This is a genomic window from Nostoc sp. UIC 10630, assembly GCF_010747425.1.
Lineage (GTDB): Bacteria > Cyanobacteriota > Cyanobacteriia > Cyanobacteriales > Nostocaceae > Nostoc.
Window position 1 is genome coordinate 1 of record NZ_JAAGOG010000271.1, and the last position, 8,943, is coordinate 8,943.

Genomic DNA, 8,943 nt, shown 5'->3' on the forward strand with positions numbered 1-8,943 from the left:
CCGAAATGTACAAACTTTCCCAAATCTCTTGATTGCGGCTGATTTTTGTACCGACTGTATTTCCTGCTGTTTTCTCCGACACCAAATATTTGCGGAAGTAGTTATTCCACAGATGTTGCAGAAAATCTTCGGCGAATTCGTTAAACGGCAGAATCCATTTATAGTCTTTGTCCAAAAATACCCGATATGATGCAATTATTGGTAATGCCAAGTCAGTTGGCGCACCAAACCCAAAGGAGTATTTGCTATCAGGCAACAATGTAGTCTTACGTATATCTACTGATGCTAAATCGTTAGCACCCTTTCTTCTGGGGTTGCTTATATATTCTTGGATTATTTCGTAGAGTCTTTGCTCTATCCACAAAGCATGAGTCAAGAGAGGCAGTAAAGCGGTTAATCTTTCCCTTTCTGCGTCTGTGATGTGACTCGGAAGACTCATTCCTGCTGGGTGCTTGGTTCGTTTATTGCTGTCGGGGTTGTATTTATTTCTGTCGAGGCAGTAAAGGAGCTTCAGCAAGTGGGTGACATTGCACTGGGCATTTCTGGGAGCGCCGCTTTGGTTTTGGTAATAAGCGATGCGGAATTTTCTATCTTCTGCTCTTTCTAACTGGGCTAAATACTGCTTGATGAATTTGTAATCACCCCTAGCGTTGACTTTGGAGCGAGAATCTACTGGCGTTGTCGTGTTGGAGGCCAGGGCTATATCTTTGGCTGATTCTTCACTCAGTCCAATGTGGATCGTAACTTTTACTCTGGCTTCGGTTAGGTCATATTTGTAATTTTTCGCTTGCTCAAATGCTAAAACTGTATGCCCTCCGTTGATAATCCCATCGCTACCCCCCTCGTTAGCTTCTAAGACTTCTAGTTCGAGTGAGGTTTTATTTCTGTTGGGCTTAACTTTATTGGCTAATAAAACAATTCCACTGTGACGGGAGAAGAATTTTTCGGGTTCGGTTGTCAGTGAATCGAACATTTGTCTGTAGGTCGCGCTTTTGCGGTTCGGTTCGCGGATGTTCGGTTCTAGCGGCAGGTCTATCGGAAACGAATCTACATGAGCAGTGGCGATGATGCAATTGGGGTTGGCTTGAATATAGTTATCTACCTTTAAGTTCCAAGTCTTGGGCATAGTTAATTAGAGTTGAGTTAATCTTGAACTTGTGCAATCAGGAAATCAAAAATCTAAAATTATATAAGCAGGACAGCTTATCCTTCACTAATCAACTGTAACAAGGCTTCCGTTGATATCTTGCCACTCATGTCAGTACCTTCTAACAGGCTATCTGCCAAATCTCGCTTGTGGTGGTGCAATTCCACAATTTTTTCTTCAATAGTATCCTTTGCTACTAGACGATAAATAGTAACAGGGCGTTGTTGCCCAATCCGATGGGCGCGGTCTGAGGCTTGGTCTTCCACTGCGGGATTCCACCAAGGGTCTGTATGAATCACATAATCAGCCGCAGTTAGATTAAGTCCTGTCCCCCCTGCTTTGAGACTAATCAGAAATACATCCCCTGAACCAGCTTGGAACGCATCGACCCGTTTTTTGCGCTCTCCCACTGAAGTGCTGCCATCTAGATATTGATAATTAATACCTTGCTGTTCAAGGTAATCGCGGATGATGTGCAAATGGTCAACAAACTGACTAAACACTAACGCTTTATGACGATTTTCCAGCAGTTCACCCAGCACCTCACCAAAAAGTTGCAATTTGGAACTGGGTAATTCAGTACCAGGCATCACCAAGCTAGGATTACAGCAAGCGCGACGCAGTTTCATAATCTCAGCCAAAACCTGCAAATGTTTCTTTCCTGCTTCTGCATCACTTTCGGTAAGTTTAGATATGGCCTGACGGCGCAACGCTTCATAGAATGCCTTTTCTTCTCGACTTAACTCTACATGAAGGAGAATTTCGGTACGAGATGGCAACTCTTCTAACACCTGATTTTTTGTCCGCCGCAATAGAAATGGTTGAATCAGTTTTTTGAGTTTATTACGTGCAAGTTTATCTTGATATTTTTCAATGGGGGTAGCAAAGCGTTGATTGAAGCTTTCAAAAGAACCCAATAACCCAGGATTAATAAAACGGAACAAATTCCATAACTCACCCAGGTGATTTTCAATGGGAGTCCCAGTAGTCAGCAACTTAAAATTAGATTTTAGGTTCATGGCTGCCTGAGAACGTTTAGTGGTCATATTTTTAATCGCTTGGGCTTCATCTAGCACAATAGTTTGCCACTGTATCTGAGAAAGCATTTGCGCTACTTCTTCCTGCTGTAATAAACCATAGCTGCATACCAACATATCCAACGGTTGTAAACCATCCAGTAGTTTTTGGCGGTTAGCACCAGAAAATTGAATAATATTGAGAGTTGGGGCAAACTTCTGCGCTTCACTCACCCAATTCATGCACACGGAAGTAGGGGCAATAATTAGGGTTGGCCCTTCATGGGCATTTCTGAGAATGACCGCCAATGCTTGCAAGGTCTTACCGAGTCCCATTTGGTCTGCTAAACAAGCGCCCACACCCCAATGTGCTAGCCGCGCCAGCCAACAGAAGCCTTCCATTTGGTAGTCACGTAGTTCTGCTTGAAGGGTAGATGGCAGTTCTGGCTGGAGGTTTTTCACCTCATGGAGACGCTTGATATGTGTTTTCCAGTGTTTATCTGCTTTTACCTTACCTACCTCATCGACAAAATCTTCTAATCCTAATGTTGCCAAGGGGTGAAAACGAATACCTTTACTATGTTTTTCCGAAAACATCCGCAATTCGTCGAGGCGTTTGCGAAAAGCTTGAGTTAAAGCCAAAAATTGACCATCACCAAGGGGAATAAAACGGCTGGGGGTTTTCTCTAATAGTTCTAGTAGTTGCTGCATATCCAGCACTAGGTCGTTATTCAATTTCAACTCCCCAGTGGCTGCAAACCAGTCTTGCTGACGTTGAATTGATAAATTAAAGTCTTTCAAGCCGGCATTGTGGCTAACACGGAGTTTTTCTCCTTGTGGCCATTCGATGACTACGTTATTTCCTAGTTCTTGCAGTTCTAGCAGCAGTTCTAAACAGTCTTCTGGATCGTCTATAATCCATTCACCATCTTGTTCTTCAGTTCGAGTCAAGGTGGCGCAGGCGGCTATAGCATCTTTGGCAAGTTGCTTTTCTTCAGACAAATTTCGTCTGGTTTGAAGACGTTTACCGTCAATCTCGGCAATCACAGTTTCACCACCTGCACCTGGACGGTAGTAGGGACCACCTTGGGCAAAGGGACGCGACAAAAGGCTAATTTTCAAGCCGGCATTGGCAGGTAAAAGATGAATATGGGGTAGAGTCTGGGCGGGTACTTCTTCTGCACCTTCTGAACCGCCACCAATGTCAGAATGTACGGTGACGATGCCAGAGACGGCATTAATGGCCGCTAAAACTTGTTTCTCTGCGATCGCAGGCACATTTAATTTATTATCTATACCAATAATCTCTGCAATGCGTCTGTGTTCGGCAGTAATTTCAATGACTTTGATGCGGGTTGGAGTTTCTTTGATATGCAGAATATTCTGTGATTCTGGTAATTTGGGAGAAAATTCCAAGGTGAGACGGCCAAGTTTTTCTTTTTTAACTAGTAGTTCTGGTTCTCCCTTGACAATTTCTACACGGATAGTAGGTGTATCTTCCCAAAAAACCAACGGGTGTCCAATTAAAGCAGAGATGGCTTTTTCACCGAAGGTATAATCAACTTTGCCGTAATAGCCATCACTATATGTCTCAATACAACTACATACCCGCATATCTTGGGAGGTGATGTAATCAAACTCAGATAATGCACTGCTTAGACGTTTGAGGGCTATGGGGCGACCTTTACTCCATTCCCCTTTGGCATTAACTTTTTGTTCCTTTGGTTGTAAGACACATCTGCTGGGATAGAAGGTTATGAACCATGCTAAACGCAGTTCCGATTCTGGTTTTCCTGGTGTTTGTGGTTCTTTTTGGAGATTTGCCAAGGCATTGAGGCACATTTCCCAAGCTTCTTGGGGTCGAATTAAGTCTACGATGGTTTGAATATTGCTATCTTCTCGCAGTGCCTCTGCTAGTTTATTATAGTTACTACTAGGTTTGAGCCGGGATAGGAGTTCTGCGGTTTCCATTGCCAGCCAGTGATAACCGGAGGCGAGCGATCGCCGATACAATGGTTCTAATAAATTAGGTAAGCGTTTTTTAGCACTCTCAGCATCCATCCAGTAAAGGCATAGTGAACAAAACAAGGTTTGTAAGCTATTTTCTTCTTCTACGGAAGAAATATGACCACTGACTATAAATTGTTTTTGAGTAATATCACCAAGGTGTACTTGCAGTACCATTTTCAGTCTGCCATAAGTGAACCTGAGCCAATGATCTGATTGACGGGACATCAAACTGCTATATTCTTCTGCTTCCCGCAGGCTTTGCGCCGAACCATCTTTTAAAAGTGCGAGGATAAAAAATAAGCCCCCAATTGTATTGAAATATATTTGGCGTTTACCTGTAGCCTTTTTGATGGCTTTCAGCGCATCTTTATAATATTTGATAGCTTGTTCATTCTCACCCCGCAGAAAACTTAACCAACCCCAAAAGATAGCAGCATTATTTTGATATTCGTTTGATATCCGCTCTAGACTTTCTTGTGCTTCTTGGGTACAACCCTGTAACAACAGTTGTTCTGTCAAAATCAGATGCAGATAATCTGAGCAATGTTTTTCACTGTTAGAGCATTCTTCTTCCAGCAGCATCAACGCATCTTCAGAAGCGGATAATTTTAAGGCTGAATTGAAGAGAATACTGGATATACCACTTTCATATAATCCTTGTGGAAGGGTGTTAAACCAATCTGCATCAAATGGATTATTGTATATCTGCTCAAAGATATTTTCTATTACTATTTTTTCTTCGCTATCAGCGTACTTCTGGTAAGCTTCAATTTGCTGATTAATAAAACTAAGGTCTTGACGATAAATACCAATGCGGATTTCTCTGATACACTGGCGTAAGTTGTAGAAGATCCGAGAATCTCTATTCCAGTGAGTACGTATTGGTAGCTTCTCCTCTACTGCTGTGACGAGGATTTCAAACTCTCCGGTTTGTACAGCATGGCGAGTAGCAATTTCTGTAAGTAACGGATGACATTCAGCACCTTGCCTGTTTTCCTGTATTAACAAGCCTGCTTTTAACAATTTATCAATTTGGTAACTGAGGGTTTTAGTAACCCAAGGTTTATTGTTTTCATCTAAAGCGTTAATTTTACTAAGACAACTTACAAATGAATTTTTGTCTATCGGTGCATAAATTACCGAAAATAACTGAATAATTTTTTGTATGGAAGAATGTAACTCGAAATATTTCCTTGCGAGTAGTGCTTGTTGTATTGTGGAATTAGGCTCAAAAATAGTCATATTATTTATTCAGTTCTTTAAATAATTCCATTAATTTACGTTTGCGTCCATGAGCCGCTTCTAGTTGTGAGCGATAAGCAGACCATTCAGCTTTTTGTCCAAGGTGAAGATACGCAGCTTTTACTTTTTTGAGCCAATTAACCGCAGCGTCATAACGGTCAGCTTTTCCTTGTTCCATAATTGGTTCTGCCCGTCTGCGAGCGTTATCAATTACCCAATCTGGACGATGGGAAACTGCTGCATCCATGACTCGATGTACCAATTCTGAAGCATAGTAACTATCTCTTTCTACTGTTTTAATTGCATCATCAATTAATCCTTCATGGAGGAAAATATCAACTTGAGCTTCTTTTATTCCCCAATCTGGCTGCTCTCGTAGTGTTTGCAGTAAATCTTGTTTGACCGTCAACCAACTTTCTCCTGCATAGTCTTGAATCTTACCATAGTCTCGAAACGATGGTCTGATTTTAAAAGCAATGATGCTAGCAGTTAAGGCAGTGGCATTATCTTCTAATCCTTGGGCTAAATTACTTGTCCAAGTAGCAAATTCATATAAACAGTTACCTGTTAGATTTATACCAGCAAGGCATATTTCCAATGCTTCAACCAAATAACCATCTTCTCGCAATATTTTTGCCAAGGCAAAACCCTCTTCTGCTCTTTCCATCAGGATTTTAGCCGCAGACATGGCTTCTTCTACTCTTCCTAAAGCTGCTAATTGCGTCAGGTATTGCAGAGTCATTTCTTCTGCTAAAGCTAGATTTAAATACTCTGTATAACGATTTTGACGTTCAAGAATTTGCAAGCGAATCAATGCTAAATCATCAGCAAAGCTTGGTCGTTCATTTTCCCAAAGTTCTGCGGTATCATCTCCTTGCATAATTTGTTGAAGTGGTTCATAATCCCAACCTTGACGCAATGCTTCTAAACTCATACTAAAGTCTGCACTGATTTCGTCTTGCCATGATTCCAACATCAATTGCAAATCTACTATTTCTCCTGTAGACATTTCTGCACACAAAATTGCTTCTGTCCAGGCGCTATCAAGAGGTTCTGCAATGGAATAACTGTCTCCACCGTAATCTAGCAACTCGTCCCATTCTTGGGCATAAGTTTCGGTAATAGTTTCGAGAATTGCGATCGCATTATTGCCATCTCCATTTTCTGCTAACTCCCGTGCTTTCTCAATTACAGCCAGCAAATCATCTGTTAATGGGTCTTCTTCTGAACCATACTCTAATTCCTTCAATCCATCCCGCAAAATCCGCTTGACATGAGAGCGAAAAGGTGATGTATCAATTTTGCTTTGGCGGGTAGAAGGCTGTTTTGTTTGCGGTTTTGGCAAGTCTATCAAACTGACAAACTCATCAATATCATCAATTAGTTCTGGTCTATTTTCCACCAGTTCTTGTAATAATTGCTGAGTTCGAAGAAAATCGAGGCGATTTAATAATTGTTCTAGCGTTGGACGTTCTTCAATAATCTCTGATTGACGCGAACAGCTTAATAAGGTGGCAACGATATGTTTGCACCAACCATCATAATCATAAGGACAAGTACAACTTGCTGAGGTAATTCCACCTCCATCAAAACGAATACTGACTTGATATGGTGTAATTTCGCTACCCTCTATCTCTGCCTGAATCAGATTACCGCGTTTTTTTAGTTTAGCGATCACACCCTTGCGGTAATATTCTTCACCACGACTGTAGGATGAAGCGTTGGAGTTATGACGGATTATTGCTTCAGAAATTCCAGGAATCGACATAGCACCCAAGTATTTTATTTTTAGCTTACGCTTAAACTGCCTTTATTTCCTTTTGGACCTGTATCCTACTTAAATGGCATAAGCGAATTGTAGCGTTTGGGTTGTCGTTATGATAGACAATAACCCTACTACAGAGCGCTCTATCTCTTCACCCTCTTCGTTTGGCTAAGATATTGTTATGGAATACGGCATTGATGCACTTATTTACTCAGTACCCTAACGAGTGATGAACTGTGGGGCGTGATTTCAAGTTTGAGGATATTGAACCGTCCAAGTTTGCTCAACTGGTCACAGATGCGCCCGATTGGACAAAGTGGATAGGTTGATTGTGAAACTGTTGTTGTCAGTATCTTTACCAACTTTTTCAGATATTCTGAAGCTGATGAGCTTTTATCACAACAAGACAGACAAACAATTACGCAAGCATGTAACAAATGGTCAACACAGCGTAAACGCTACAAACGCATCATCACATCTGTTGTAGATTCTTGAAGGCATTAAGCAGGTACTGTATCGAAATTTCAATTAATCACGGCACACAAACCAACGAATTGCTATTCTCTAATTCAACAAAAGCAAGCATTCTTAACACAAGGTAGAACATAACATGGAATCTACACAAAACAAATGGGCATTAATCACAGGTGGAAACCGAGGGATTGGGTTTGCCATCGCTCAAGGTCTACTGGCAAAAGGCTACTCGATAATTATCACTTCCCGCTCGTTTGATAACGCAAAACTTGCGGCCCAGAAACTTCAACCAAAGGTAATTCTTCTCGAATTGGATGTCACTGATGATCGTTCTATCAACCAAGCAGTAAAAACCCTGCACCAGAAAATTACTCGGTTAGATGTTTTGATTAATAATGCTGGCGTGTATCCAGATAAAGATGTAAATATTCTTACCATTTCTCGTGAGTTACTTGATTCCACGATGAATGCCAACACCTTTGGTGCAATTCGAATGGTACAAGCATTTTTACCCCTGCTGGAAAAATCCCCTGATGCTAGAGTTGTCAACGTTTCAAGCGGATATGGAGCATTAGAAGACTTGTCTTATGATGTCCCAAGTTACTGCCTATCAAAGCTGGCATTAAATGGTGCAACAATTATGCTGGCACAAACTTTACAATCTTTTGGGATTGTTGTCAATTCCATTTGTCCGGGCTGGGTTAAAACAGATATGGGTGGGTCATCAGCACCGCGCACGCCAGCAGAAGGAGCCGACACTGCTATTTGGCTCGCTACTGATGCTCCACGCAATATAAACGGTAAATTTTTGCGAGATCGTAAAGTAATTTCTTTTTAGATGTTAATTGTCGTTATAGTTTTTTACCTTGAAAAAGCATACATCTTCTATGGCTTGAAAAACCCCACCTTCTCTCGACGTATTAAATAATGGATTTATTTGACCAGCATCTTGCAAAAATAACTGAAAAAGAAGCACCACTGGCGGCTCGGATGCGTCCACGGACACTTGACGAATTTATTGGTCAAGACCATATTATCGGGCAAGGAAGGCTACTGCGGCATGCTATTAGTTTGGATCAACTGTCTTCCTTAATCTTTTCTGGGCCACCAGGGACTGGCAAGACTACTTTAGCGCGGGTTATTGCCAACACCACCCGCGCTCACTTCATCGCTATCAATGCTGTACTCTCAGGAGTTAAAGAAATTCGAGCCGCAATTGAAAAAGCCCAAGAACAGCGCAAGTTTCATAATCAACGAACTATTCTTTTTGTCGATGAAGTCCATCGTTT

At 41.5% G+C, this 8,943-nt stretch carries 5 protein-coding genes; 2 read left to right on the top strand and 3 right to left on the bottom strand.

Going from position 1 to position 8,943, the window contains the following annotated elements:
* The 3 genes from G1O98_RS34465 to G1O98_RS34475 all read right to left on the bottom strand — a co-directional run.
* On the bottom strand, window positions 1-1,126 hold a 1,126-nt coding region (locus G1O98_RS34465; RefSeq protein WP_163938230.1), incomplete at its 3' end, for an AIPR family protein.
* A 77-nt stretch (window positions 1,127-1,203) separates the two neighbouring features.
* Window positions 1,204-5,415 carry a DEAD/DEAH box helicase gene (locus G1O98_RS34470; protein WP_163938233.1) on the bottom strand — a complete coding sequence of 1,404 codons (4,212 nt, stop codon included), beginning with the start codon at window positions 5,413-5,415 and terminating at the stop codon, window positions 1,204-1,206.
* 1 nt (window position 5,416) lies between these two features.
* Window positions 5,417-7,183 (bottom strand): SWIM zinc finger family protein, encoded by a 1,767-nt coding sequence (locus G1O98_RS34475; protein WP_163938236.1) that lies wholly within the window; start codon window positions 7,181-7,183, stop codon window positions 5,417-5,419.
* A gap of 607 nt (window positions 7,184-7,790) precedes the next feature.
* On the opposite strand from G1O98_RS34475, the gene G1O98_RS34480 reads away from it, so the two are divergent.
* Window positions 7,791-8,492: an SDR family NAD(P)-dependent oxidoreductase gene (locus G1O98_RS34480; RefSeq protein ID WP_163938239.1), complete on the top strand. Its 702-nt coding sequence runs from the start codon at window positions 7,791-7,793 to the stop codon at window positions 8,490-8,492.
* 89 nt (window positions 8,493-8,581) lie between these two features.
* Window positions 8,582-8,943: AAA family ATPase (locus tag G1O98_RS34485; RefSeq protein WP_163938242.1), on the top strand; the 362-nt coding region annotated here is incomplete at its 3' end.